Below are 24,163 nucleotides of genomic sequence, written 5' to 3'. Positions count from 1 at the left end.
CCTGACTACTCAGTCCTCGTACACGGCTGGCGGCGCAATGCCGGTCCAGCCGTATTTCCAGGCCAGGTTCAAGCCCAGCGTGAACGCCACGTAGACGGCAAAGAACAGCGCGAAGAAGCCCGTGGTCAGCCACACCAGCAGGCCTATGCACACCACCAGCCCCACCAGCGCGCCCACGCTTTTCTTCTGCTTGGAGCTGGGGAAGCGGATGGTGGACACCATCAGCCCGCCCACCACGAACAGCAGCACCACCACCAGCGCCGCATGCTGCAGCGTGCGCGCCGGCTCCGGCCACGCCACCACCACGGACGCCACGCACGCCGCCCCCGCCGTGATCGGCATGCCGACGAAATAGCGCGGATCGGTGCGGCCCACGTTCACATTGAAACGCGCCAGGCGCAGCGCGCCGCAGGCCACGAAAATAAAGCTGGCGATGCCGCCCATGCGCAGCAAAGTGCCGTGCTCATGGCCCAGCAGCACGAAGCCGTAGCAATACAGCAGCACCGCCGGCGCGCAGCCGAAATTCATCACGTCCGCAATCGAATCGAGCTGCACGCCGAACTCGGAACTGGTGCCGGTGGCGCGCGCCACGAAGCCGTCCAGCGCATCGAACACCCCGGCCAGCACCAGCAGCACGGCCGCCATCTGGTAGTCCTGCGCGCTGCCGATGTAGGCGTTGTCCACCGAAATGACGATGCTGCCGAAACCGCAGGCGATCGACAACAGCGTGACAAAGCTGGGCAGGGCGAATTTGGCGCGACGCAGGCGCTGCTTGGTTGGGGTCATGTGGAAGGTGCCTGGCTAGATTGCGTAAACGGCTATTTTACCGTGCTTGCAGCGATATTCTGACATGCATCAACATCCGCAGCGCCACGGTGGCGTCAGCACGGCGGCGTTTCGCCTAGAATTGAATGATTGCAAGGGGAGCCGCCATGAAACGTCCGACCGCCAGTAGCGCATTCCTGCCAGCCCGGTTCTCGGCGGCCATCACGGCGGCCATCGCGGCAGCCGCACTGGCCAGCCTGCTGGCCGCTTGCGGCGGCGGCGGGGGCGGCTCGAACAACAGCGCAGTCCCCCCGCCCGCCGTCACCCAGCCCACGGAGCCCGGCGCCCCCACCCTGAGCGGCAACACGGCGCTGGACGGCTACAACTGGATCAACTACCGCCGCCAGCAGGCCGGCCTGCCGGCGCTGACGCGCAACGCCCTGATCGACGCGTCGGCACTGGGCCATTCCAACTACCAGCGCCTGAACAACACCGTCAGCCACACGCAGACCAGCGGCCTGCCCGGCTTCACCGGCGCCACGCTGTCGGACCGCCTGCGCAGCGCCGGCTACCGCTCGGGCGGCCTGGTGGGGGAAGTGATTTCCGCCGCCTCCGACAGTTCCGGTTTCTACCATGCCGAGGAGCTGATCGGCGCCATCTACCACCGCTACCTGATACTGGAGCCTATCTTCCGCGAGGTGGGCACCGGCGCCGCGACCGGCAGCGTCTATACCTATTTCACGGCCGAGTTCGGCACCGGCGGCGCCAGCACCGGCGTGGGGCGCGGCAACCTGGTCGTCTACCCGTCCGCCAACCAGACGCGGGTGCCAACCAATTTCTTCAGCGACACCGAGTCGCCCGACCCGGTCCCGGACCAGAACGAAGTGGGCTATCCCATCAGCGTGCAGGGCGACAATTCCGCCACCGTGAATGTGCTGACCTTCACCGTGCGCCCGCGCGGCGGCGCCGACCTGCCCGTGCGCCTGATGACGCGCCTGTCCGACCGCGAAACGCCGCTCTCGGCGGCCGCCATCGTGCCGCTGAGCGTGCTCAAGGCCGCCACAGTCTACGATGTGACCTTCACCGGTACCGTGGACGGGGTGACGGCGAACCGCAGCTGGTCCTTTACAACTAAATAAAACTTGTTGCAAGAAACCAACTATCACAAGCTCTGCTATTGTGATGTATTGGACATCATGTGGCACGAGACGGGCGATGACAACCACGCAGCACATCCTCAACACCAGCGATGGGCTGGAACGGCTCATGGGCGACGCCAGCCTGTACCGCAAGCTGCTGCTGCGCTTCCGCAAGGACCACGAGCAGACGGTGGCGCAGCTGCGCCAGCTGCTGGCCGACGGCGAGCTGGCGGCGGCACAGCGCAAGGCGCACAGCCTGAAAGGCGCGGCCGGCATGGTGGGCGCGCAGGAACTGCACCATCTGGCGGGCGTGACGGAAGCGGGACTGGTGGCGTCCGGCGCGGCGCCGCACGCCGGGCTGGACCTGCTGCAGGCGGCGCTGTCCAGCCTGCTGTGCGCGATCGCCGCCTATCTGGACGGCACGGACGCGGCAGCTTGCGCGTCCGCCGCATCGGCCGGCGCCAGCACTGCAGCGGACGCCAACGCTGCGGACGCGGCGACGCGCGCGCTGGTCGAACGGCTGGCGCAGCTGCTGGACGAGGGGAATGGCAAGGCGATCGATGTGCTGGAGCAGTCGGCCACGGTGCTGGCGGCCAGTCTGGGAGTCGCGGTGTTTCAGGAAGTGGCCGCAGCGGCCCACGAATTCGATTTTGAAGCGGCGCTGGCGGCGCTGGCGCGCTTTGACGCCACGCTCAGCGCGTGAATTCGGCTTCCTCGTCGAAGGCGTCGTGGCATTCCTTGCCGCAGAAGCGGCGCACGCTGTCGAGCGGTTTTTCGCAATACCAGCACGAGCCTTTCGGCGGCAGCGTTTGCCTGGTGTAGACAGGCGGCGCGGCGGGCGGCAAGCCCGCTTCCTCAGGTAGTTGGTTCTGTAGCGATTCCACGGCATCCCCTTTCCAGGCAACACTTTACGGCGTACAACCAGCATACTTGCGCGCAATTTTCCCGGCATGAGCGGGATCAACAACCACGTTGTTCTGCCGCATTTTCGGGCACTGCGCGCAACAATAATAGCAGGATTGCCGGGCCGCCACTGTCGGGTTTACGTGCGCTGGCGCACGCAAAAACACAAAAAATCCGCGTGCCCAGAGTGAGGAAAAATTTTTAAATGGAAACGCTTGTGGCGATAGCGTGGAAGTTATTTTCCGATACAGAAACGCCCGAAAATCACGCCCAGCAGGTCGTCCGAGGAGAAGGCGCCGGTGATGCTGGAGAGCTGGGCCTGGGCCAGGCGCAGCTCCTCGGCGAACAGGTCCAGCGACTGGTCGCTGACGGCGGCGTGCTCGCCCGCCAGGCCCAGGTGCTGGCCGGCCGACTTGAGCGCGATCAGGTGGCGTTCGCGCGCCAGGTAGAGCGATTCGCCGGTCTGCTGCCAGCCGGCGATGCGCAGCAGCTCGGCGCGCAGCAGGTCGATGCCGATGTGCTCGTGCGCCGACAAATACACATGCGTGGCGTCCTCCATCGCATCCACGCCGGGCTTGTGGCCGGACAGGTCGATCTTGTTCCAGATGCGCAGCACCGGCACGCCGGCCGGGAAGTTGGCGACGATGGCTTCGTCCGCGCGCGAGGGGCCGTGGTCGGCGTCCAGCAGGTGCAGGATGACGTCGGCTTTCTCCACTTCGCCCCAGGTGCGCTCGATGCCGATGCGCTCGACCACGTCCACGTCCTCGTCCTTGCGGCGGATGCCGGCGGTGTCGATGATGTTGAGGGGAATGCCTTCGATCTGGATGGTTTCACTGACCTTGTCGCGCGTGGTGCCGGCGATCGGCGTGACGATGGCCACGTCCGAGCCGGCCAGCGCGTTCAGCAGCGAGGACTTGCCCACGTTGGGCTGGCCCACCAGCACCACGTTCAGCCCTTCGCGCAGCAGCGCGCCTTGCGCGGCCTGGCGGAACACGGTGTTGAGCGCTTCCACGATGCCGCTGAGCTGGCCGCGCGCGTCGGATTTTTCCAGGAAGTCGATTTCTTCTTCCGGGAAGTCCAGCGTGGCTTCCACCAGCATGCGCAGGTTGGTCACGCGCTCCACCAGCGCGTGGATGGTTTTGGAGAACGCGCCGGACAGCGACTGCGAGGCGGACTTGGCAGCCGCTTCGGTGGAGGCGTCGATCAGGTCGGCCACGGCTTCGGCTTGCGCCAGGTCCAGCTTGTCGTTCAGGTAGGCGCGGCGCGTGAATTCGCCGGGCTCGGCCAGGCGCAGGCCCAGGGCCTGGCCGGCCTCCAGCACGCGCGCCAGCAGCATCTGCAGCACCACGGGGCCGCCGTGGCCCTGCAGCTCGAGCACGTCCTCGCCGGTGTAGGAATGCGGTCCCTTGAAGTGGATGGCGATGCCCTGGTCGATCACCGTGCCGTCGGCCTGCTTGAAGGGGATGTAGGTGGCGTGGCGCGGCTGCAACGCGGTGGCGCCGAACAGGGCTTCGATCAGGCCGGACAGGTTCTTGCCGGAGGCGCGTACCACGCCGATGCCGCCGCGGCCGGGGGCGGTGGCGATGGCGGCGATAGGGGAAGTGTCGAGTTTCATGGGGTGATTGTAGTAAAAAAAAGCCCGTGCATGGCACGGGCCTTTGGTACAGCTTGCTAGCCTGGCCTTATTTTGCTTCGGCAGGCGCGAATTTTTTGGTGATCAGGTACTGTTGGCAAATCGACAGCACGTTGTTCACCACCCAGTACAGCACCAGGCCGGACGGGAAGAAGAAGAACATCACCGAGAAGGCCAGCGGCATGAACAGCATCATTTTCGCTTGCATAGGATCGGCTGGAGCCGGGTTCAGCTTGGTGGTGATGTACATGGAGATCGCGTACAGCACCGGCAGGATGAACCATGGGTCCGGCTGGGTCAGGTCGGTAATCCAGCCCACCCACGGCGCGCCGCGCATTTCCACCGAGGCGTTCAGCACCCAGTACAGGGCGATGAAGACCGGCATCTGCACCAGGATGGGCAGGCAGCCGCCCAGCGGGTTGATCTTTTCGGTCTTGTACAGCTCCATCATGGCCTGGTTCATCTTCTGCGGATCGCCTTTGTGGCGCTCGCGGATGGCGGTCATTTTAGGCGTGACCACCTTCATGCGCGCCATGCTGCGGTAGCCGGCGGCCGACAGCGGGAAGAACAGCAGCTTGATCAGGATGGTGAAGACGATGATGGTCCAGCCCCAGTTGTGCAGCAGGGCGAACAGCTGTTCCATCACCCAGTACATAGGCTTGGCCAGGATGGTCAGCATGCCGTAGTCCTTCACCAGGTCCAGGCCGAGTGCGACTTTTTCCAGCGCCTTCTCGTCCTGCGGACCGGAGTACAGCTTGGCGCTGTTGGAGATGGTGGCGCCCGGCGCCAGCGTGCCCAGCGGCTGTGTCACGCCGATGGCGTAGGTGTTCGGCGCCAGCTTCTTGGTGAAGATTTCGCGCGTCAGCTTGTCCTGCGGCACGAAGGCGGACACGAAGAAGTGCTGCGAAATGGCTACCCAGCCGCTGTCGGCTGTCTCGGCGTGGCCGGCGTCCAGTTTCACGGACGGGTTTTCCTTTTTCTTGGCGTCGTGCTTCTCGATGCCTTCGAAGGTCAGCTTCTTGTACTTGTCGGCCGGGGTGTACATGGTGGGGCCGGTGAAGCTGCTGTTGAACCAGGTGTCGCCTTCCGGCTTGTTGCCGTCATGCACCAGCTGCAGATACAGCTCAGGCGCAATCGGCGCGGCGCCGGTGTTGGTCACGTCGTGGCGCACGTCGACGGTATAGTCGCCGCGCTTGAAGGTGAAGGTCTTCACCAGCTTGACGCCGCCTTGCTCCGCTTCCAGCACCAGTTGCACCTGGTTGCCGTCGGCCAAGGCGCGCACGCCCGGCTTGGCGGTGAAGCCGGTGGTGTGGTTGGGCAGGCTGGCCGCGCCCACCAGGCCGGTCTGCGCCAGATAGGTGTTCTTGTCACCCTTCTGGAACAGCACCTGGTTCTTCTTGGCGTCGATCTTGTCGTGGTGCTTGAGCAGCTCCAGGCGCACCAGTTCGCCGCCCAGGGTGTCGATGTCGGCTTTCACCACGTCGGTGGTGATGGTGATGATTTCGCGCTTGAACGGCGCAGCGTCCGCGGCGCCGGGCGTGCCCGGCTGGGCTGCGGCGGTGGCGGCGGCCAGGGCGGTGGCCGAGGCGGGCACGCCCGACTTGGCGGTGGCGGCGGCCGAGGCGGCCGGCGGCGCCGGCGCGAACATCGACGGCTTGCCGGTCGAGACCATCCAGTTATTCCACAGGATGACCAGCGAGACGGCGAACACGATCCACAAAATGGTACGTTTATTGATATCCATTACGGTATTTATCAGGTGTGGTTGCAACCGCAAGCGGTCGAGGAATTCTTGGCTGGGACGGGATCAAGCCCGCCCGCATTCCAGGGATGGCAGCGGCAAACGCGGCGCGCCGCCAGCCAGCTGCCGCGCGCGGCGCCGTGGACGCGGAGCGCTTCCAGGGCGTAATTCGAGCAGCTGGGATAGAAACGGCAACGCGGCCCCAGCATGGGACTGATGGCCAGCTGGTAAAAGCGCAGCAGCAGGGTCAGCAGTTTGCTCATGGCAGCGTGCTCATTTGGCGGGCCGGGCCTTGTTCTGCGATGCGAACAGGCGCGTAAGCTCCTGGCGCAGTTCCGCCTTGAGCTGGGCCGTGGTGGCCGGGCCGTCCTTGCTGTTGACCGCGCGCGACAAGCGCACCACGCAGTCGATAGCAGGCAGGCCGGTCACGCGGAACAGCTCGCGGGTGACGCGTTTGATGGTGTTGCGCGTGACGGCGCGCGGCGCAAAACGCTTGGCCACCACGACGCCCAGCCGCGCATGCGGCAGGTCATTGGGTCGGGTGTACAGCACGAAGTGCGCACTCTTTTGTGCAGGGCGCAAACGAAAAACGGATGAAAATTCATCCGTTTTAACGATGCGCCGAGCGCGTGCGAAGTCGTGTGAACCTTCGCCTGTCGAGCCGTTTGAAGGACAGCTTTCCACGCGATCAGCTAACAAGCGGATGGCTTATACAGCCAGACGCTTGCGGCCTTTGCCGCGGCGTGCATTCAGAACTGCGCGGCCACCACGGGTAGCCATACGTGCGCGGAAGCCGTGGGTACGCTTACGGCGTACAACGGAAGGTTGGTAAGTACGTTTCATGTTGGTCTCGCTGAAAAAGCAAAAAAATACAAAATCGGGAAAAACGTCCCGTCTTTATTGGTGCCAATGACATTTCGCGCACCTATGCCGTCCGGCACAGCTGGGTCCATCTCATCGCCCGCTTCAATCCACGCTTACTCCATATTGTGGTTTAAACACGGCATACGGGCGGGGAACCCTGAATTATCAGCATTTCACCCCTGCTTGTCAACCTCCGGCTCAGCCTTTTGCCGCCGCCGGCGTCCGCCCGCATGCAAAAATTCGCGTCATGCCTGTGGATAACTTGGGACTTCGGGGTTAGAATAGCGTGTTACGCGCAGCGCATCAGCGCCCTTGCGCACCCTTACAGATAGACGATTAATGGAAAATTTCTGGCAGACCTGTTCCGCTCAACTGGAGCTGGAGCTGACGCCGCAACAATTCAGTGCATGGATTAAACCGCTGGTGCCCCTCGACTACGAGGATGGCAAGCTGCGCGTTGCTGCGCCCAACCGCTTCAAGCTCGATTGGGTGAAGTCCCAGTTCGCCAGCCGCATCACCGCGCTCGCCTGCCAGTATTGGGAAGCGCCGACCGAAGTGCAGTTTGTGCTGGACCCGCGCCTGAATGCGGCGCGCAAACCGGCCGCGCCGGTGTCGAACGCCGGCATTATCCACAGCAGCGCGCCGTCGGTGCCGGACATGAGCGCCCAGCGCGCCAGCGACCAGGCCGCCGCCAGCCCGGGCTCGCCCGAGTACAACATCGGCAATTCGCCGCGCCGCGAGCAGAGCCGCGTCAACACCGACCTGACCTTCGACAGTTTCGTCACCGGTAAGGCCAACCAGCTGGCGCGCGCCGCCGCCATCCAGGTGGCCAACAACCCGGGCGTGTCCTACAACCCGCTGTTCTTCTACGGCGGCGTGGGCCTGGGCAAGACCCACCTGATCCACGCCATCGGCAACCAGGTGATGGCCGACCAGCCGGGCGCGCGCATCCGCTACATCCACGCGGAACAGTACGTTCGCGACGTAGTGACCGCTTACCAGCGCAAGGGTTTCGACGACTTCAAGCATTACTACCACTCGCTGGACATGCTGCTGATCGACGATATTCAGTTCTTTGGCGGCAAGAGCCGTACCCAAGAGGAATTCTTCTACGCGTTTGAAGCGCTGATCGCGGCCAAGAAGCAGATCATCATCACGTCGGACACCTATCCGAAAGAGATTACCGGCATGGACGACCGCCTGATCTCGCGCTTCGACTCCGGCCTGACGGTGGCGATTGAGCCGCCCGAGCTGGAAATGCGGGTGGCGATTCTGCTGAAGAAAGCCAAGCAGGAAGGCGTGACCTTCTCGGACGACGTGGCCTTCTTCGTGGCCAAGCACCTGCGCTCCAACGTGCGCGAGCTGGAAGGCGCGCTGCGCAAGATCCTGGCGTACTCGCGCTTCCACGGCAAGGACATCACGATCGACATCGTGAAGGAAGCGCTGAAGGACTTGCTGTCGGTGCAGAACCGCCAGATTTCGGTGGAAAACATCCAGAAGACGGTGGCGGACTTCTTCAACATCAAGGTGGCGGACATGTATTCCAAGCGCCGCCCGGCGAATATCGCCCGTCCGCGCCAGATCGCCATGTATTTGGCCAAGGAATTGACGCAGAAGAGCCTGCCCGAGATCGGCGAGCTGTTCGGCGGCCGCGACCACACGACCGTGCTGCACGCGGTGCGCAAGATCGCGCTGGACCGCACCAAGAATCCGGAGTGCAACCACGAGCTGCACGTGCTGGAGCAGACCCTGAAAGGTTGATACAAATCGGGGCCGGTCCCCGGTTTGAAAACCGTGGGTTTGCCATTATCATTTGGCAAGCCCAGCAACAAGTTTGTATCGTTAATTTTTGATATTGAGGATAAATATGCAATTGGTCAAAACCACCCGAGATACGCTACTCCGGCCACTGCAGATCGTGAGCGGTATTGTCGAGCGTCGGCACACCATGCCGATTCTGGCCAATATCCTCATCCGCAAGGACGGCGAAAGCGTCTCGTTCCTGTCTACCGACACCGAAGTGCAGATCACGACCAACGCCGCCATCGGTTCCGGCAGCGACGTGACCGGCACCACCGTGGCCGCGCGCAAGCTGCTCGACATCCTGCGCGCCCTGCCCGAGTCCGGCGACGTGACCATGACGCTGCTGAACAAGCGCCTGACGGTGCAAACCGGCAAGTCGCGCTTCGCGCTGCAAACCCTGGCCGCCGAGGAATTCCCGACCGTGCAGGAAGCGGAAAGCTACAACGCCTCCTTCACGCTGCCGCAAAAAACGCTGAAGCACCTGTTCAACATGGTGCACTTCTCGATGGCGCAGCAGGACATCCGCTACTACCTGAACGGCCTGCTGCTGGTGCTGGACGGTAAGAACGTGATCGCCGTGGCCACCGACGGCCACCGCCTGGCCTTCTGCCAGGTGGAAACCGAGCAGGCCTTCGAGCGCCAGGAAGTGATTATTCCGCGCAAGACCATCATCGAACTGCAGCGCCTGCTGGAAGAAAACGACGAGCCGGTCAAACTGGACATCGCCGCCAACCAGGTGAAACTGACCTTTGCCGACATCGAGCTGATCTCGAAGCTGGTGGAAGGCAAGTTCCCCGACTACACGCGCGTGATCCCCAAGGGCTACAGCAACGACTTCACCATCGGCCGCGACGAGCTGCTGCGCTCGCTGCAGCGCGCCGCCATCATGACCAGCGACAAGTTCAAGGGCGTGCGCTGCATCATCACCCCGGGCAGCCTGAAGATCAGCTCCACCAATGCCGACCAGGAAGAAGCGGTCGAGGAACTGGAGATCGACTACGGCGGCGTGAGCGTGGACATCGGCTTCAACGTGACCTACCTGCTGGACGTGCTGAACAACCTGAAGTGCGACCAGATCAACATCGCGCTGGGCGACTCCAACTCGTCCGCGCTGATCTCCATCCCTGACAACGCCGACTTCAAATACGTTGTGATGCCGATGCGCATTTAAGCGGCACGCATTACGTAGGGCGGGCGAGCACGACGTGCGTCACCCGCCAACCGCAGCACCGAGTCAACAAGATTACAGAGAAAGCAGTCCATGTCCGAGAGCCAAAACGAACAACCGATCCCGGCCGCCAAGGTGGAAGAATACGGCGCCGCGTCCATTCAGATCCTGGAAGGCCTCGAAGCCGTGCGCAAGCGTCCCGGCATGTATATTGGCGACACCTCGGACGGCACCGGCCTGCACCACCTGGTGTTCGAAGTGCTGGACAACTCCATCGACGAATCGCTGGCCGGCCACTGCACCGAGATCCACGTCACCATCCACTCCGACAACTCGATCTCCATCACCGACAACGGCCGCGGCGTGCCGACCGGCCTGAAGATGGACGACAAGCACGACCCGAAACGCTCGGCCGCTGAAATCGTCATGACCGAGCTGCACGCCGGCGGCAAGTTCGACCAGAACTCGTACAAGGTGTCCGGCGGCCTGCACGGCGTGGGCGTGTCCTGCGTGAACGCGCTGTCCAAGCTGCTCAAGCTGACCATCCGCCGCGACGGCAAAGTGCACTACATGGAATTCGTGCGCGGCGTGCCGCAGAACCGCGAAATCGACACCAAGGACGGCTTCGCCGTGTCCCCGATCAAGGTGATCGGCGAGACCGACAAGCGCGGCACCGATGTGCACTTCTGGGCCGACGAAGAGATCTTCAACCACGTGGAATTCCACTACGAGATCCTGGCCAAGCGCATCCGCGAACTGTCCTTCCTGAACAACGGCGTGAACATCAAGCTGACCGACCAGCGCACCGGCAAGGAAGACGTGTTCGCCTTCGAGGGCGGCACGCGCGGCTTTGTGGAATACATCAACAAGGCCAAGACCACGCTGCACCCGACCATTTTCCAGGCCACCGGCGAGCGCCAGTCGGACCAGAACACCACCATTTCGGTGGACGTATCCATGCAATGGAACGATGCCTACAATGAACAGGTATTGTGCTTCACCAATAACATTCCGCAGCGCGACGGCGGCACCCACCTGACCGGCCTGCGCGCCGCGATGACGCGCGTGATCAACAAATACATCGACGAGCACGAATTCGCCAAGAAGGCGAAAGTGGAAATCTCCGGCGACGACATGCGCGAAGGCCTGACCTGCGTGCTGTCCGTAAAAGTGCCGGAGCCGAAGTTCTCGTCGCAGACCAAGGACAAGCTGGTGTCGTCCGAAGTGCGCGGCCCGGTAGAGGAAATCGTCGCCAAGACGCTGACCGACTTCCTGATGGAAAAGCCGAACGACGCCAAGATCATCTGCGGCAAGATCGTGGAAGCGGCGCGCGCGCGTGAAGCGGCCCGCAAGGCACGCGACCTGACCCGCCGCAAAGGCGTGATGGACGGCCTGGGCCTGTCGGCCAAGCTGGCCGACTGCCAGGAAAAAGACCCGGCGCTGTGCGAACTGTACATCGTCGAGGGTGACTCCGCAGGCGGCTCCGCCAAGCAGGGCCGCGACCGCAAGTTCCAGGCCATCCTGCCACTGCGCGGTAAAGTGCTGAACGTGGAAAAGGCGCGCTTCGAGAAGATGCTGTCGTCCGAGCAGATCACCACGCTGATCGCCACGCTGGGCACCTCCATCGGCCCGGACGAGTTCAACGCCGACAAGCTGCGCTACCACCGCATCATCATCATGACCGACGCGGACGTCGACGGCGCCCACATCCGCACCCTGCTGCTGACCCTGTTCTACCGCCAGATGCCGCAGTTGGTGGAACGCGGCCACATCTACATCGCCCAGCCGCCGCTGTACAAGGTGAAGGCCGGCCGCGACGAGCGCTACCTGAAGGACGACGTGGAAGAAGCCAGCTACATGATGACCGTAGCGCTGAACACCGCCGCCCTGACCCCGCGCGAAGGCGCCGACGTGATCCAGGGCGAGCCGCTGGCCGAACTGGCGCGCCAGTACAACACCGCCAACGCCATCATGATGCGTTTGACGCGCGTGATCGACCGCGCCGCGCTGACCGCCATCATGACCGGCGTAACGCTGAACATGGAAACCCTGGAGCAGGCCGAAGCCTCGGCCAAGGCCATGGCCGACCGCATCAACGACCCGGCCGTGACCGTGACCGTGCGTTCGGACGAGCTGAGCGAGAAGCATGCGCTGTGGATCGAGCGTATGCACCACGGTAACGTGAAGGTGTGCGCAATCGACGCGGACTTCGTGCAGAGCGCGGACTACGCCACGCTGGCCAATGCGGCCGCCACGTTCGAAGGCCTGATCGGCGAAGGCGCAGTCATCCGCCGCGGCGAAGGCGAGCGCACCAAGGACTCCGCCGTGGTCGACTTCCACCACGCGATGCAGTGGCTGCGTGATGAAGCGGAACGCGTGGTATCCAAGCAGCGCTACAAAGGTCTGGGTGAGATGAATCCAAGCCAGCTGTGGGAGACCACGATGGATCCGACGGTGCGCCGCTTGTTGAAGGTGCAGATTGAAGACGCCATCGCGGCCGATCAGATCTTCACAACGCTGATGGGGGATGATGTGGAGCCACGCCGTGCGTTCATTGAAACGAATGCGCTGCGCGCGGGCAATATCGACGTTTAAAGTCTTTTAGCCTGAGTGGAAAAAATGGCCTGATTATTCAGGCCATTTTTCATTGTAACGGCGATTGCCGGATTACAATGTTATCAAACACCAACCTCAGGCAGCTAATGTCCAATACCCTCCCTCTCGGTCTTTATGAACGTCTGATTCGTAACGATGAACTTGCCGAGCTTTCCGAGATGGAGTCCGCGAATTGCGCGCAAACTAGAATCCCTTCCAAGGCGGAGCGACGTGAGCATTTATTAGATGAGCTAACCGCTCGTCTGTCCGAAATATTGGATACAATTTCGGAGAAGGATGGGAGCAAGCACGAGCAAGAGCATGCCGAACTTAAGCTTATTGGGAATTTGCTGCGCACCGCTCGGAATGATAAGGGGGAAGACGATGTACCCACTTCGTCCCCGCTGCGCATGCTTAGTTCAGTACATGCTCCGAATTCAGCCCCAGTACAGCCACAAACAGGCTTACGTCGGCCATCTATATTTACCGCTGCACGCAACGATCCCTCGCTGCTAAATGAGCTGAGAGCAGAACTTTCTAGTACAGATAGCGTTGACATTGTCGTTAGCTTCATTACCTGGAGCGGTGTCCGCAAGCTGCTAGACATCCTTAAAGCAGCGACCGCACTGGATGCAAATGGAATCCCCCGCACCAGACTGCGTATATTGACGACCACCTATATTGGTGCCACAGAAGCTCGTGCAGTAGAAGAGCTTGCATTGCTGCCTGGAGCACAGCTACGCATTTCTCTAGACGGACGCCGAAACCGTCTGCACGCCAAAGCCTGGTTGTTTCATCGGAAAACAGGATTTGGCACGGCGTATGTAGGCAGCGCGAATTTATCGGAAGCGGCCCTGATAGGCGGTATCGAATGGACCGTCAAATTCACTGAAGCGAACGACAACGACCTCTATCAAACAGCGTGTGCGAACTTTGAAACGCTATGGAATGACGGCGAATTTCAGCCATATGATCCGCACGATGCGGCTCAGCAAGCGGCGTTGAAACAAGCGCTGAGCGAACAACGCAAGCAACCAGGCCACAAGGACACTGCTTCGGAACACATTGTGCTCCATACTTGGTTCGATCTGCGTCCCAAGCCATATCAAGTGGAGATGCTCGAACGACTGGCGGCAGAACGTCACCACGGACGGATGCGTAACTTAGTGGTCGCAGCTACGGGCACGGGAAAGACCGTAGTGGCGGCCTTTGACTATGAGCGCTTGGTACGCAAGGAAGGCAGTCCACCTAAGCTGCTGTTCATTGCGCATCGAATTCAGATTCTTAAGCAGGCACTGGCAACGTTCCGACAGGTACTGCGCTCGCCGAGCTTTGGTGAACTGCTTGATGGAGAGAATCAGCCATCTCAACATGAGCATCTGTTCGCAACCATCGCCACGGTTCACAGTCGCGGACTAGTTCAGCGAATGGGGGCCGACTACTGGCGAGTAGTGATCGTCGACGAAGCCCACCATCTGCCGGCAGCGACCTTTGATCAGTTCGCCAAATCTGTAAAGCCTACCATTCTGTTGGGTCTGACTGCCACGCCAGAGCGCTCGGACGGCAAAAGCTTAAACGCCTATTTCGATCCTCGTCCTGATGGCACCCCCGCAGTTTCGCTACGCTTGTGGGATGCACTCGATCAGCAACTACTAGCGCCATTCGAGTACTACGCTACGGCCGATGACACAGACCTAAGCAAGATCAAATGGAATCGGCCTGAAGAGTTAGGCCAGCTTGATGCCGTCATTTCGAGCAATACGGTTCGCAGCCGTCTGGTGATGAACACCTTGCAGCAGTATGTGTCAGACCTCGGCAAGCTTAAGGGTGTCGTGTTCTGCGTAAGCGTGGCACATGCGCAGTTCATGGCCGCATGCTTTGAAAAAGCTGGTCTACCATCCTGCAGCTTGACCGGCGCAAACTCAAGCCAGCAACGAGACCTGGCCATCGGCGACCTCCGTTCCGGTAAGCTCAAGCTGATCTGCACTTGTGACCTCTTTAACGAGGGCGTAGACATCCCAGAAATCAACACGCTGCTTTTGCTAAGGCCAACACAAAGCCCGGTTGTGTTCCAACAGCAGATTGGCCGTGGGCTCCGTCTAGCTGACGGAAAAGAAAGCTGCTTGGTATTGGATTTTGTCGGAATACATAGCGCGGAATTTCGTTTCGATACGCTGCTTCGCGCGATCACTGGCCAGACGCGCGCCCAACTCAAGAGCTCGCTAGAGAATGGTTTTGGATCTTTACCAACAGGATGCCATTTGCAGCTCGACCGCGTGTCACGCGAGCGTATATTAACGAATATACGCAATGCCTTGCAGTTGAATGCGGTACGTCTACGGCAAGAGCTAGCAGCTTGGGCGGCACAGCGTGGCAATCAAGCGCTGACCTTGAGCTCGTTCTTACGCGACAACGAGCTGGAGATTTCAGACATCTACAAAAATAATCGCTCGTGGACCAGCTATAAGCGCGACATCAACCTATCACTTCCTGCGCCAGGTCCACGCGAAGACGAGTTGATTCGACGCATGGGATCGATATTGCATGTCAACGATCCGGCCGCTCTAGAGGCCTGGACCACCGTGCTATCAACCGGCGAGATTGATACGCAACGAGTGCAGATGCTTGCGTATCAAATGCTACATAACGACAAGGAGCTTCTTGACCCACAAGCTTTCGTTTCTTTAGTGAACGAGCACCCTGCCCTAAAACAAGAGCTGGTTGAGATTGTAAGTTGGCTGCAGGACGAGTCACTTGTTGAAGGGCGGCATTTACCTGGCGTGCCATCAAGCTGGCCACTCACCTTACATGCACGATATGAACGACGCGAAATTCAGACTGCTGCAGGTCATCTAACGGCCGTGGCAAGGCCACAGTTTCGCGAAGGCTGCTTGCCCTTGACCAATGAAAAAATCGAACTACTGTTCGTGACATTAGACAAGCGCGAAGGATTTCATGATCGCGTCCAGTACCATGACTATGCCATCAGTCCAGATCGATTCCATTGGCAATCGCAGAACATGGCAAGCGCACGGAACGCGACTGGGCAACGGTATCTGCAAAGCCCAGCCAACGGATGGACCTTTCAACTGTTCGTGCGTGAAGACGCTGAACATGCTTTCGTCGCATTGGGCCCAGTCACGTTAGCCAGCCACGAAGGCGACCGACCGATCTCGATCGAATGGAAACTGTCGACGCCAATGCCGATGGAAGTATTCCGCAAATTTAGTGTACTGAAAGGAGGATAAGCGGCGAAGTCGCGATCGCTACACTGATTTGAAATGCACAAAGGCGTCAGGCAGTTGAGCGAGAACGACTTCGGCATTGCTGCGGACCTACTCGAAACCTTTCCAGAAGTGGAACTATTCTTTCACCGTCGCTTCTAAAATAAATCCGATCGACTACCGAACATGCTGCTCATCGTGGATCTCCTATTGCAGGCGCAGCTAGGATCAACTGTGGAGAAATCGCATGCAACCAGACGCCGGACTCCCGCACTCGTCTTTACCTTTCCAAATCCAACCGTGCCAAGCCGACCACGGTAAGACTACCCTCATCGTTGATTCGAGGGGGTTCGTGATTGCCCAGATACCCAGTGCAGTTTGGAAGGAGAACGCAGTCCTGGCGCACCCTCATGATCGCGGGAACGCAGCCTTGATCTTGCAAGCAGTCAATTCCTTCTATCCCATGAAGGTTGCGCTTAAACAGCTACGCGACCTGTTAGTGCTGGAGCGCCGTATGACATCTGAATGTGACCCTGACTTGCGGTGGGAATATACTGAGCATGTCGGTGTCGCACTCGATCACGCTGACCAACTCCTAGCAAACCTCGAGAAGTAGATACGCCATCTATGCCGCGCACGGTTCGATTCTGAACTGAAGTCCAAGCATGCTGACCAATTTCAGGACTGCATCAAAACTGGGACGCCCCCCTGGAGAAAGCGATTGCGCCAATTCATGAGCATCGAGCCCGCTTTCCAGTGCGAGTTGCGCCAAGCCAGTGGAGCGGGCGATATCGTCCAACGCCTGGGCAAGCAAAGCGGGGTCACTGCCGCCCTCAGTAAAACATGCTGTCAGGTATAAGCCCACGTCCTCGCGCGTCTGCAAATATCTTGAGCCGTCCCATTCCGTCAGCTGGATTGTCATTCTATGCCTCGTATATCGCGCAATAGTTGCCGTGCTCGCTTGATGTCGTCACGCTGAGAAGACTTGTCACCGCCCGCCAACAGGATCACGATCTCCTTGCCATACCTTGCAAAGTAGATTCTGTAGCCGGGGCCAAGGTGAACCTGCATTTCGGAGGCGCCACCACCCACTCCAAAGCTTCCGTTACGCGCCCGCGCAATGCGTACCTGGATGGAACTGGCAGCCGCCTTGTCCTTCAGGTTCAACAGCCAGTCGTCAAAGACGGAAGTCGTTAGCAAGCGTAGCATCATGCGCCTTCATTTTAGCAGCATGCGTGGATCGTGCAGCGGCGCTGGATTGGCCCTTGTGGAGCATGTCGCCGCTCGCCATGAGCGTTGCGCCGCAGCTGGTTTTGTAGCCTTCATATGCCACGGCAACGCCGCCTATTGTGTGCTCGGAATCGCCAGCGATGATGGTGCAGACACCGCCGTGGCCAACAACCGGGCAAGTGCATTTGTCACCCAAGATGGCGACGGGCTTGCCGTCGACTGTGAAATGCGGCGCGCCACTGCTGATGACTTTGCCGCCGTGCGAGGTGGAGTCGCCCACGCAGATGACTTTGCGCATGGTTCTTTCCTTATGGACGCTCGTAGTTTTTCGGATCGATCTGGGGCAGGGTCGTGTTTTCCAGGATTCTGGTGCCTATTGAGTGGTATTGCGATTTGCGTTTTTCTTCGGACGGCGGAGTCACGAGGATGATGCTGGCTTCGTTCGGGTCGCGCAGGTTGAAAGCGGCGCTGACGCCGCCCTCCTGGTAGCTGCCGATCACGCCGATTGCCATCTGCATGAAGAACGTCGCGGCACCGGTGTTGCCGAGTCGGCGGTCGGTGTCGATGAACTGGTTGGATTTGGATGGGTCGATCTCGGGACCGCCGTCGGCTTCGATCTGGCGGAGCAGGCCGTGGAAGGTGATCAGTTGCTTCTGGTTGTTGGCGGTGGCGACGATCACGCGCGCAGGTCCGGCGGCGCGCTCTGCTTGCGGCAAGGTCTGCAATGCTTCCTGCCAGCCGGCGTGCAAGGCGGCTTCACGGTCGGCCTGGTGCTTGATTGCCTTGCCTTCGTTATCGGTCATCTTGACGAAGACGGGGCGGTGAATGAAGCCGAGGCTCGGCAGCGCATCAAAGCGTTCAAGCTGGTCAGTATTCCATGGGACGGGGAACCAGGGAGTGGGCTTCCAGTCGCGCGGCGGATGGTGCTTCCACAAGGAAGTGGCGTCCAGGAAGCTGATAGTGCCGGTCCCACGGATTTCAGGACGGGCGGCGAATTTTGCTGCCTCGGCGAGCCATTCTGTGCTGGTGGGCTGGCGGCCGATGCTACCTGACGGCTGCGGAACTGAGTTCTGCAAGGCTAAATAAGTGAGATACAAGCGCCTTGCAATACCATGCTGGTTTTGAAAATCCACGCTCTTTCCATCACTAACATCTTCGAAAACAAAGGGCCGCATTGAATCGACGCGCTCGCGCCTAGCTAAGACAAACAATGCAGATGCGTCCGGCATTTCGGGGACTGAGTATTCGTCCTTGCGAATCCTATCGGTGCGCAATTCCGAATACATGATTCGGGTGGACGTACTGTCTTCAGAAGTGAGAACGACGTATGGCACATCGGGGTTTTTGTCGAAAAACTCAAATATCCTTCCTACAATTCGATCCGGCCTCTCGGTCAACTCTCGATCAGCAATGACAAACAAGTGCGTAATCATGCCGGACATACTGGAACTGCCAACCATGCCGCCTTGTGGCAATTCCGAGCGGTCCGTATATTCAGGTGCACGACACAAGGGCTCGGCATTGAACACTGGGGTTCCCCAAAAATGCGGCGATTGAAACGCGCCATTTTCGAGGCTTGCTGCTTCGTGCCCCCCGGAAAGACCGTCCTTGTCGTCCCCCGACCATGGATACTTCTTCGGATCCATCTCCCGTATCGTCGTGTAGGCGTTGCCGTCCACCAGAGCTTGCCAAAGTGCTTTCTGGCGATACTTGTCCAGCGTTACCCCCAGACCAATCACTTCCAGGACATACTCCTTCACTCCTGGCGCATCTGCCGCTTTCGGGGACACAACCGCCGACAGTTTGGCTGGCGTCAAAGAAGATTTTGAATGTGTGTTCTCGTAAATTTTGTAGATGCAAAATATCAGCACTCCCAAACAGATCCAAAAGATCATCATCGTTTTTGACATGTGGACTCCACGCATCAGTTTTCAGGACAAAAGCGCCTCCAAAACACTGCACCACATTCATCTCATTGAAAAAATATCAGCTTCACATCCATACTCAACAGTCTTCCAGCAAAAATATCTTGCTATTTTTTTCCTTCTCAAACCCCCTGATTGAAAATATCCATAGGACTAAGCTTATAGCCATCATCCTTACCACCCAAAAGGAAATAGGCATGAGTAGAGAAAACGTTATCACCAGTAGCGACACTGCTCCAAATTCATTTAAAAGAACCCTTTGCAGCGGAAAAGCCATACACGATAGAAAACATACCGGGCCAATCCAAAATCTTCCGAATACCTGATCGCTTTCCTTTGGATGCATCTTAAAATAGTCACCGGACTTATCTCGACTGATATAGTAAAAATCACCGTCTCTCTTCAATTGTTTATCCAAGTATCTCGATACTCTGACTTTCTCCTTAGCCCGACGAAATGAGCGAATGGCAGTGGAGAACAATGCCAGAATAAATACCATAGATAGAGATATTTTCAATGAGAACTGGTCAATTTTTTGGAGTACAAGGACAAAGGGGGTTATTGATACCAAAAACATCGGCACCCCTAAGCCGATACCAAACACAACGGCAAAATGCCAAACTCGCGCGATCTTCGGAAATGCAAAACCAAACAAGAAAAATGGAACAGCGATCGCAGGGAGATACTTCCACAACCACTCCAGTTTTGAAATGTCGGCGTCGTCGTATAACCATTGCGTCCATACAATCAAATTGATAAACCAAATGGCGAGCAACCAACTGAAACCGCATCTATACCCAAGATTGCGAATGGGGGCACTTCGGATAATCATGCTCCCATCCCCCCATAAGCAAGAGCCTGTTGAATTGAGTTATCGTATCCGCCGTAATCAGCCGGCATTTTATGACCTAGCTCTTCGACAATTTTCTTCAACTTCCCACTCACATGGTCAGAAGCGCCGCTCTTCTTATCGACCCAATCAACAAGGGCCGCAATAGATATGCTCACGACAACAGTACCAACAACTATGAATCCGATGGAGGCGACGCCACCAGCAATTAAAGCAGCCATCGCAACAGTTGATAACAACGAAACTAAGACATTTTTTGCAATGTCCACTCCGACCTTAATGAACAAATCTGCTACATCTTTTCTTCTGTTTCCTGTTTTCGGATCGAATTGCTCATAGTCTTTCATCCACTCAGCGATATCGATAGTCACTGTGAATAAAATTGCCAACATCCCGGCGTTTCGGAAACTACCTTTTACTCCGCCCCAGGCGGCATGGCGCAATCCAGCGGCTGATCCACCGCCGAATGAGAATGCTAAGACTTTTGCGTTTGCCACTCCGTATCTTGCGGCGGTGATATCTACCCTGCGCCGGGTAAGGCCAGACAATATGACATACATCTTTCTTCCGCCAGTTCCATGATCAACCGTCACAAGCCTAAATTTTTCTCCCCAAAGATCTTTAATCCAAACTTTGTTGTCATTTACATAGCCAAGCTGAGCGACTACGGCATTAAATATCCAGTTACGCGTAGCCACCCCATCTGAAGGGAGTACTTCCTTTTCTCCACCTTCCTTAAAGAAATTCGCTATTTCTCTGGGAATGTCGTTCCCGCTTACTGGTATCTCGACAATATCCAACAATCCATCCGTCCCTTGATATTCATTTGTTAAACTTTGTTTAAACGTCCCATCTGCCTGTATGACGCTCCACGTTTTCGTACTTAGCCCTGGCAATTCGTTGTACATGACGACGAATAGAGGAGACGGTTTTAGTAGCGGGTCCGAACTCTCAATTGGACAATCTATCTTCTTTGGATCGTAATTCCCCAAAATTTTCCCGTTCGCGGAAAGCTCAATGTCTCCTTGAAACGATCGCGCAATCCACAAATGCAACCGCTCCCCGTCTCGGAAGTAAACAGGAGTACCCACAGTAACTATTTTTTTGCATCGTGTATCGTAAAGCTCTCCGCGTTTCGCTACGATGGTGTATTGCGCGCCTTTGAAAATTTTTATGTCAAAAACCACATCGCGATGTTTTCTCAGGATTATTTTTAGCTTTGTGACATTGCCGCCCCAGCACTGAACTGCCTCACCAGGCAAGTCTATGCATGCGACTTGAGTACTGCTTTCTGATGACTTTGATGAAGTATTAGCCATTATCTATCTCCTCCTTAGATCCGCTTCTAAAGTCTTCTCTTAGGCTGACGTAGGACGAAGCTGCTCTTCGGTGCGTCAGAAATTTTTACTTTCCCACCTTCAACCACTCCTTTTCGTACTTGAGCGAGAGTGGAAAATTGGAGTGACAGCTCTTCACCATCCGGGGAAAGTCCATCCGCGTCGACGACTTCAATCTCTAGCTCCCGGCCTGAAGGGACGTCATCTTCAGAAAATACAGGGAAGGAATTTTTCATGGTTTCCGCTGCTTTAAACGGAAAACTTGCACCATGATGTGTAATTGTCCCTTTTGTTCCCAACGTAATTCCATTGCCTATTTTGATGAAAGAACCGTCTTCGGCTATCAGGACAATCTCTTGGGCCATCCCGACAATTTTTCCGTCGGCAGAAGTGAACTTGACATCCTTGGCGGAGTTTATTTCTGTCTCGTCGTGTTGACTTTGCAGCAACAACCTCCCTTTATGAGCTACGATGCGGATCCCTTCGTTGCGCGCAAAAAACGATATCCCTCGACCTGCATTTAGGCTCGCCCGCTGCCCAGCGGTCATTTGCATGTGCTGCTGCGCAACACTGTCCAGGCTTGTACCGGCATAGCTCACGATAGCCTTGGGGGTCACGAAACTGATACCAGCAGGTGCGGTAAGCGCGATCGCTGGTGCGCCGCCATCACCGCCTTTGGGCTCCGTATTGGTCCCTGCTTCCCATGTACGAAAGTCGTGCAAGAGTTCCTCTTGGGGCTTTTCTTCTATCGGCTTGCCTTGATGATTTTCGGCGTACTCTCCAAGTGACTTTGCCAGATCTGCGCAATCAGTCAGGAGCCCCAAAAACTGCTCTCGCGCCATCTGTCTTTCGGCGCCTCTGACCTGCTTCCACGTTGACAACAACATTCCTTTTGCCGCACGTAGCGCGATTTGATCGTCGCTGCTCAATTCAGCGCCTTCGCCCCGAGGAATGCCGTAGCCACCTTCCTTTGCCTGCGTAAGGTAGCCAAGGTTGAGTTCACTGCGTCCATGATCGCTAGCCAACTGCGCGCTAATCTGCCCAGTCGTATCATCCAGCCGCAGCTGGTTGGCGCGGCCGCCTTTGATTTCGCGGCTTTTGATGCCGGACAGGTGCTTGTTGCCGGGCAGCCCGTCCATCGTGCTCAGCGCGGGCGGCAGGCCTTCCTGGTTATAGAGCTGCCCTACGATCACTGGCTTGTCTGGATCGCCGCCGAGGAAGGCCACCAGCACCTCGCTGCCGATGCGCGGCAGACCCAGGGTGCCGCACTGGCTTTGGTGGCCGGGGCCGGGGCCGGCCCAGTTGGAGGCGACGCGTACCCAGGCCGAATCGTATTCGTCGTTGGTGGTGCCGGCCAAGTCGCGGTCGCCGTGGTCCTGCGCGCGCGTGGCGGGGAAGCGGATCTTTACGCGGCCCATTTCGTCGCAGTGCACTTCCTCGTCTTCCGGGCCGACCACGATGGCGCTTTGCATCTGCGGCTGGGGCAGCTCGGTGCGCGGGTCGTAGGCGGGCACGATGGGGACGCCGCGCCGCACGGCGGTGAACTGGATGTGCATGCGCGAGCTGCTTTCGGCCACGTGCCCGGCCAACTCCTGCTGCAGCTGCGCGTCGTGCGCGCCATCCCCGTCCTTGCGCATCCAGCGGTTGCGGGCGAACAGGCGCTCCACGCGCGCGGCCAGCGCTTTGGGCAGGTTGTTCTGCGCCGTCACTTGCAGCGCGGTGACGGTGAAGTCGCGCTCCGCCGCCAGGTGGCTGCTGATCTCCGGGTGGCCTTCGAGCGTGAAGTATTCGCCCACGCACAGGTCGCGCACGCTGCCTTCGGCGTGGAAGCACTTGGTTTCGTAGTCGTGGCGCTGCATGCGCAGCTGGCCGAGTTTGAACAGGTCTTCATGGTCGTCGCCGGCGTGCGGGGGCAGCACCTGGTAGTCGTCCATGCTGGCGGCCATCCAGCGGCCGCTGCTGCCCTGGTCTGCCTCGCCCAGCGCGGCCACGCTCATGAAGTGCACGCCGAGCGGATTGCGGTAGTTCCAGCTGTGGGTGGCGGTGCTGCCCGGCTGCAGGGTGCGCACCGCGCTCCAGGACGTGATGCTGTCGCGTTCCTCGGTGGGGCTGTCGCGGTGGTAGCGCACGGCGCCGGCGGCGTTTTCGCGCACGCTGTCGGGGCGGTTGAGCAGCACCATGGTGTGGAACAGGGTGCGCTCGCCGTGGTCGGCGCGGAAGTACCAGGAGATGCCGCGCCGCTTGAGCAGGCGGCGGATGAAGGCGCCGTCGGACTCGTTGTGCTGCATGGTGAATTCGCGCTTGGGGTAGCTGATGGTGTCGAAGAAGTCGGCCAGTTCGTGCTTGAAGCAGATGCCAACGATGCGGTTCCCCAGCCGCCATTCGTCCAGGATCAGCTGGACGATTTCCACTTCGTCCTTGTTGCGGAACATGCGGGTGTTGATGCGCTTGTCCATGATGGAGAGCACGTCGCGCAGCACCAGCTGGTAGCTGGCCAGGCCGCCGTCGCTGTCGCCGGCGGCAATCTCGGTGATGATGCCGCAGATGCTGCGCAGGCCCCCACGGTCAGTGACGAAGTCCAGCGCGGCGGGCAGGCCGATGAATTCCTTGAGGGGGAGCTGGGCGCGCGCGGAGACGCACAGGATGCGGTATTCGAGTCCGCCGCAGATGCTTTCGGCGCCGTACACGCGCTGCGGCAGCAGCATGTCGTCGGAGAGCTGGGTGGAGCAGTCCAGGCGCAGGCGCAGGGGGCGGTTGGTGGTGGTGAGGTCCTTGGGCTGGACCAGGAAGTCGAGCAGATCGCTTTCCACTGGGGCTCCTCGGGGGCTAGGGGTTCGGCGATGATGGCACTGCTTTGACAACGCTACTTTGAGCGGGCGCAACGTAAGGCTAAGCAAGCGTGTGCGCTTGTGATAGGCTGTGTTGAATTTATCAACATTCCGTTTCGGGCGATGCAATGGCTTTGATTGCGCAGGTTAAAAGTAGA

General features: G+C 58.9%; 20 protein-coding genes. 6 read left to right on the top strand and 14 right to left on the bottom strand.

Features of this window, described 5'->3' with window-relative positions:
* Positions 1-9: 9 nt before the first annotated feature.
* Entirely contained in the window at positions 10-786 is a 777-nt protein-coding gene (gene pssA / locus AC07S4_RS28825) for a CDP-diacylglycerol--serine O-phosphatidyltransferase (RefSeq protein WP_494989864.1), read from the bottom strand.
* Positions 787-932: 146 nt separating this feature from the next.
* Here pssA and AC07S4_RS28820 point away from each other — a divergent pair, with 146 nt between their 5' ends.
* Both AC07S4_RS28820 and AC07S4_RS28815 read left to right on the top strand, forming a co-directional pair.
* Positions 933-1,904, top strand: a complete 972-nt coding sequence (locus tag AC07S4_RS28820; RefSeq protein ID WP_494989863.1) for a CAP domain-containing protein — start codon at positions 933-935, stop codon at positions 1,902-1,904.
* A gap of 76 nt (positions 1,905-1,980) precedes the next feature.
* Positions 1,981-2,607, top strand: coding sequence for an Hpt domain-containing protein (locus AC07S4_RS28815; protein WP_494989862.1), 627 nt, complete (start codon positions 1,981-1,983; stop codon positions 2,605-2,607).
* On the opposite strand, the gene AC07S4_RS28810 is transcribed toward AC07S4_RS28815, so the two are convergent.
* The 6 genes from AC07S4_RS28810 to rpmH all read right to left on the bottom strand — a co-directional run bounded on the left by AC07S4_RS28810 (position 2,597) and on the right by rpmH (position 7,024).
* Positions 2,597-2,788: a hypothetical protein gene (locus tag AC07S4_RS28810; RefSeq protein WP_494989861.1), complete on the bottom strand. Its 192-nt coding sequence runs from the start codon at positions 2,786-2,788 to the stop codon at positions 2,597-2,599. The two genes, AC07S4_RS28815 and AC07S4_RS28810, sit on opposite strands and share 11 nt — an antisense overlap.
* 254 nt (positions 2,789-3,042) lie before the next feature.
* A complete protein-coding gene (gene mnmE / locus AC07S4_RS28805; protein ID WP_494989860.1) occupies positions 3,043-4,422 on the bottom strand; it encodes a tRNA uridine-5-carboxymethylaminomethyl(34) synthesis GTPase MnmE in 1,380 nt (459 codons plus the stop codon).
* A gap of 67 nt (positions 4,423-4,489) precedes the next feature.
* Positions 4,490-6,184 (bottom strand): membrane protein insertase YidC, encoded by a 1,695-nt coding sequence (yidC, locus tag AC07S4_RS28800; RefSeq protein WP_494989859.1) that lies wholly within the window; start codon positions 6,182-6,184, stop codon positions 4,490-4,492.
* 11 nt (positions 6,185-6,195) lie between these two features.
* Positions 6,196-6,444, bottom strand: a complete 249-nt coding sequence (yidD, locus tag AC07S4_RS28795) for a membrane protein insertion efficiency factor YidD (protein ID WP_161075247.1) — start codon at positions 6,442-6,444, stop codon at positions 6,196-6,198.
* Between the two features lie 10 nt (positions 6,445-6,454).
* Positions 6,455-6,865, bottom strand: coding sequence for a ribonuclease P protein component (rnpA, locus tag AC07S4_RS28790; protein ID WP_494989873.1), 411 nt, complete (start codon positions 6,863-6,865; stop codon positions 6,455-6,457).
* A gap of 24 nt (positions 6,866-6,889) precedes the next feature.
* Complete coding sequence (gene rpmH, locus AC07S4_RS28785; protein WP_082551811.1) at positions 6,890-7,024, bottom strand: 50S ribosomal protein L34; 135 nt, start codon at positions 7,022-7,024, stop codon at positions 6,890-6,892.
* A gap of 360 nt (positions 7,025-7,384) precedes the next feature.
* Here rpmH and dnaA point away from each other — a divergent pair, with 360 nt between their 5' ends.
* From dnaA to AC07S4_RS28765, 4 genes are all read left to right on the top strand, one after another.
* A complete protein-coding gene (gene dnaA, locus AC07S4_RS28780) occupies positions 7,385-8,806 on the top strand; it encodes a chromosomal replication initiator protein DnaA (protein WP_161075245.1) in 1,422 nt (473 codons plus the stop codon).
* A gap of 106 nt (positions 8,807-8,912) precedes the next feature.
* Positions 8,913-10,019: a DNA polymerase III subunit beta gene (gene dnaN, locus AC07S4_RS28775; RefSeq protein ID WP_494989858.1), complete on the top strand. Its 1,107-nt coding sequence runs from the start codon at positions 8,913-8,915 to the stop codon at positions 10,017-10,019.
* A gap of 90 nt (positions 10,020-10,109) precedes the next feature.
* On the top strand, positions 10,110-12,611 hold the full coding sequence (gene gyrB / locus AC07S4_RS28770; protein ID WP_494989857.1) for a DNA topoisomerase (ATP-hydrolyzing) subunit B: 2,502 nt from the start codon (positions 10,110-10,112) through the stop codon (positions 12,609-12,611).
* Between the two features lie 107 nt (positions 12,612-12,718).
* Positions 12,719-15,859 (top strand): DUF3427 domain-containing protein, encoded by a 3,141-nt coding sequence (locus tag AC07S4_RS28765; protein WP_494989856.1) that lies wholly within the window; start codon positions 12,719-12,721, stop codon positions 15,857-15,859.
* A 601-nt stretch (positions 15,860-16,460) separates the two neighbouring features.
* Here the strand turns inward: AC07S4_RS28765 and AC07S4_RS28760 are convergent.
* From AC07S4_RS28760 to AC07S4_RS28730, 7 genes are all read right to left on the bottom strand, one after another.
* A complete protein-coding gene (locus AC07S4_RS28760) occupies positions 16,461-16,757 on the bottom strand; it encodes an addiction module antidote protein (RefSeq protein ID WP_494989855.1) in 297 nt (98 codons plus the stop codon).
* The gene (locus tag AC07S4_RS28755) at positions 16,754-17,002 is read right to left on the bottom strand and encodes a type II toxin-antitoxin system RelE/ParE family toxin (RefSeq protein ID WP_494989854.1); all 249 of its coding nucleotides are present in this window, start codon (positions 17,000-17,002) and stop codon (positions 16,754-16,756) included. The genes AC07S4_RS28760 and AC07S4_RS28755 overlap by 4 nt, the downstream gene beginning before the upstream one ends.
* A gap of 10 nt (positions 17,003-17,012) precedes the next feature.
* On the bottom strand, positions 17,013-17,363 hold the full coding sequence (locus tag AC07S4_RS28750) for a PAAR domain-containing protein (RefSeq protein WP_494989853.1): 351 nt from the start codon (positions 17,361-17,363) through the stop codon (positions 17,013-17,015).
* A 10-nt stretch (positions 17,364-17,373) separates the two neighbouring features.
* Positions 17,374-18,975 (bottom strand): type VI lipase adapter Tla3 domain-containing protein, encoded by a 1,602-nt coding sequence (locus AC07S4_RS28745; protein WP_494989852.1) that lies wholly within the window; start codon positions 18,973-18,975, stop codon positions 17,374-17,376.
* Between the two features lie 94 nt (positions 18,976-19,069).
* Positions 19,070-19,822 carry a hypothetical protein gene (locus AC07S4_RS28740; RefSeq protein ID WP_494989851.1) on the bottom strand — a complete coding sequence of 251 codons (753 nt, stop codon included), beginning with the start codon at positions 19,820-19,822 and terminating at the stop codon, positions 19,070-19,072.
* On the bottom strand, positions 19,819-21,159 hold the full coding sequence (locus AC07S4_RS28735) for a hypothetical protein (RefSeq protein ID WP_494989850.1): 1,341 nt from the start codon (positions 21,157-21,159) through the stop codon (positions 19,819-19,821). Before AC07S4_RS28735 ends, AC07S4_RS28740 begins: the two co-directional genes overlap by 4 nt.
* A 26-nt stretch (positions 21,160-21,185) precedes the next feature.
* Positions 21,186-23,987, bottom strand: coding sequence for a type VI secretion system Vgr family protein (locus AC07S4_RS28730; RefSeq protein WP_494989849.1), 2,802 nt, complete (start codon positions 23,985-23,987; stop codon positions 21,186-21,188).
* Between the last annotated feature and the right edge of the window lie 176 nt (positions 23,988-24,163).

The organism is Pseudoduganella sp. GW821-FHT05F09 (genome assembly GCF_059419605.1).
Note: the sequence above shows the minus strand (reverse complement) of the source record. Positions and strands in the feature narration are given on the sequence as shown.

Coding starts and splice junctions, on each gene's coding strand:
- pssA (WP_494989864.1), bottom strand. CDS start 786: ATGACCCCAACCAAGCAGCGCCTGCGTCGCGCCAAATTCGCCCTGCCC.
- AC07S4_RS28820 (WP_494989863.1), top strand. CDS start 933: ATGAAACGTCCGACCGCCAGTAGCGCATTCCTGCCAGCCCGGTTCTCG.
- AC07S4_RS28815 (WP_494989862.1), top strand. CDS start 1,981: ATGACAACCACGCAGCACATCCTCAACACCAGCGATGGGCTGGAACGG.
- mnmE (WP_494989860.1), bottom strand. CDS start 4,422: ATGAAACTCGACACTTCCCCTATCGCCGCCATCGCCACCGCCCCCGGC.
- yidC (WP_494989859.1), bottom strand. CDS start 6,184: ATGGATATCAATAAACGTACCATTTTGTGGATCGTGTTCGCCGTCTCG.
- yidD (WP_161075247.1), bottom strand. CDS start 6,444: ATGAGCAAACTGCTGACCCTGCTGCTGCGCTTTTACCAGCTGGCCATC.
- rpmH (WP_082551811.1), bottom strand. CDS start 7,024: ATGAAACGTACTTACCAACCTTCCGTTGTACGCCGTAAGCGTACCCAC.
- dnaA (WP_161075245.1), top strand. CDS start 7,385: ATGGAAAATTTCTGGCAGACCTGTTCCGCTCAACTGGAGCTGGAGCTG.
- dnaN (WP_494989858.1), top strand. CDS start 8,913: ATGCAATTGGTCAAAACCACCCGAGATACGCTACTCCGGCCACTGCAG.
- gyrB (WP_494989857.1), top strand. CDS start 10,110: ATGTCCGAGAGCCAAAACGAACAACCGATCCCGGCCGCCAAGGTGGAA.
- AC07S4_RS28765 (WP_494989856.1), top strand. CDS start 12,719: ATGTCCAATACCCTCCCTCTCGGTCTTTATGAACGTCTGATTCGTAAC.
- AC07S4_RS28760 (WP_494989855.1), bottom strand. CDS start 16,757: ATGACAATCCAGCTGACGGAATGGGACGGCTCAAGATATTTGCAGACG.
- AC07S4_RS28750 (WP_494989853.1), bottom strand. CDS start 17,363: ATGCGCAAAGTCATCTGCGTGGGCGACTCCACCTCGCACGGCGGCAAA.
- AC07S4_RS28745 (WP_494989852.1), bottom strand. CDS start 18,975: ATGTCAAAAACGATGATGATCTTTTGGATCTGTTTGGGAGTGCTGATA.
- AC07S4_RS28740 (WP_494989851.1), bottom strand. CDS start 19,822: ATGATTATCCGAAGTGCCCCCATTCGCAATCTTGGGTATAGATGCGGT.
- AC07S4_RS28735 (WP_494989850.1), bottom strand. CDS start 21,159: ATGGCTAATACTTCATCAAAGTCATCAGAAAGCAGTACTCAAGTCGCA.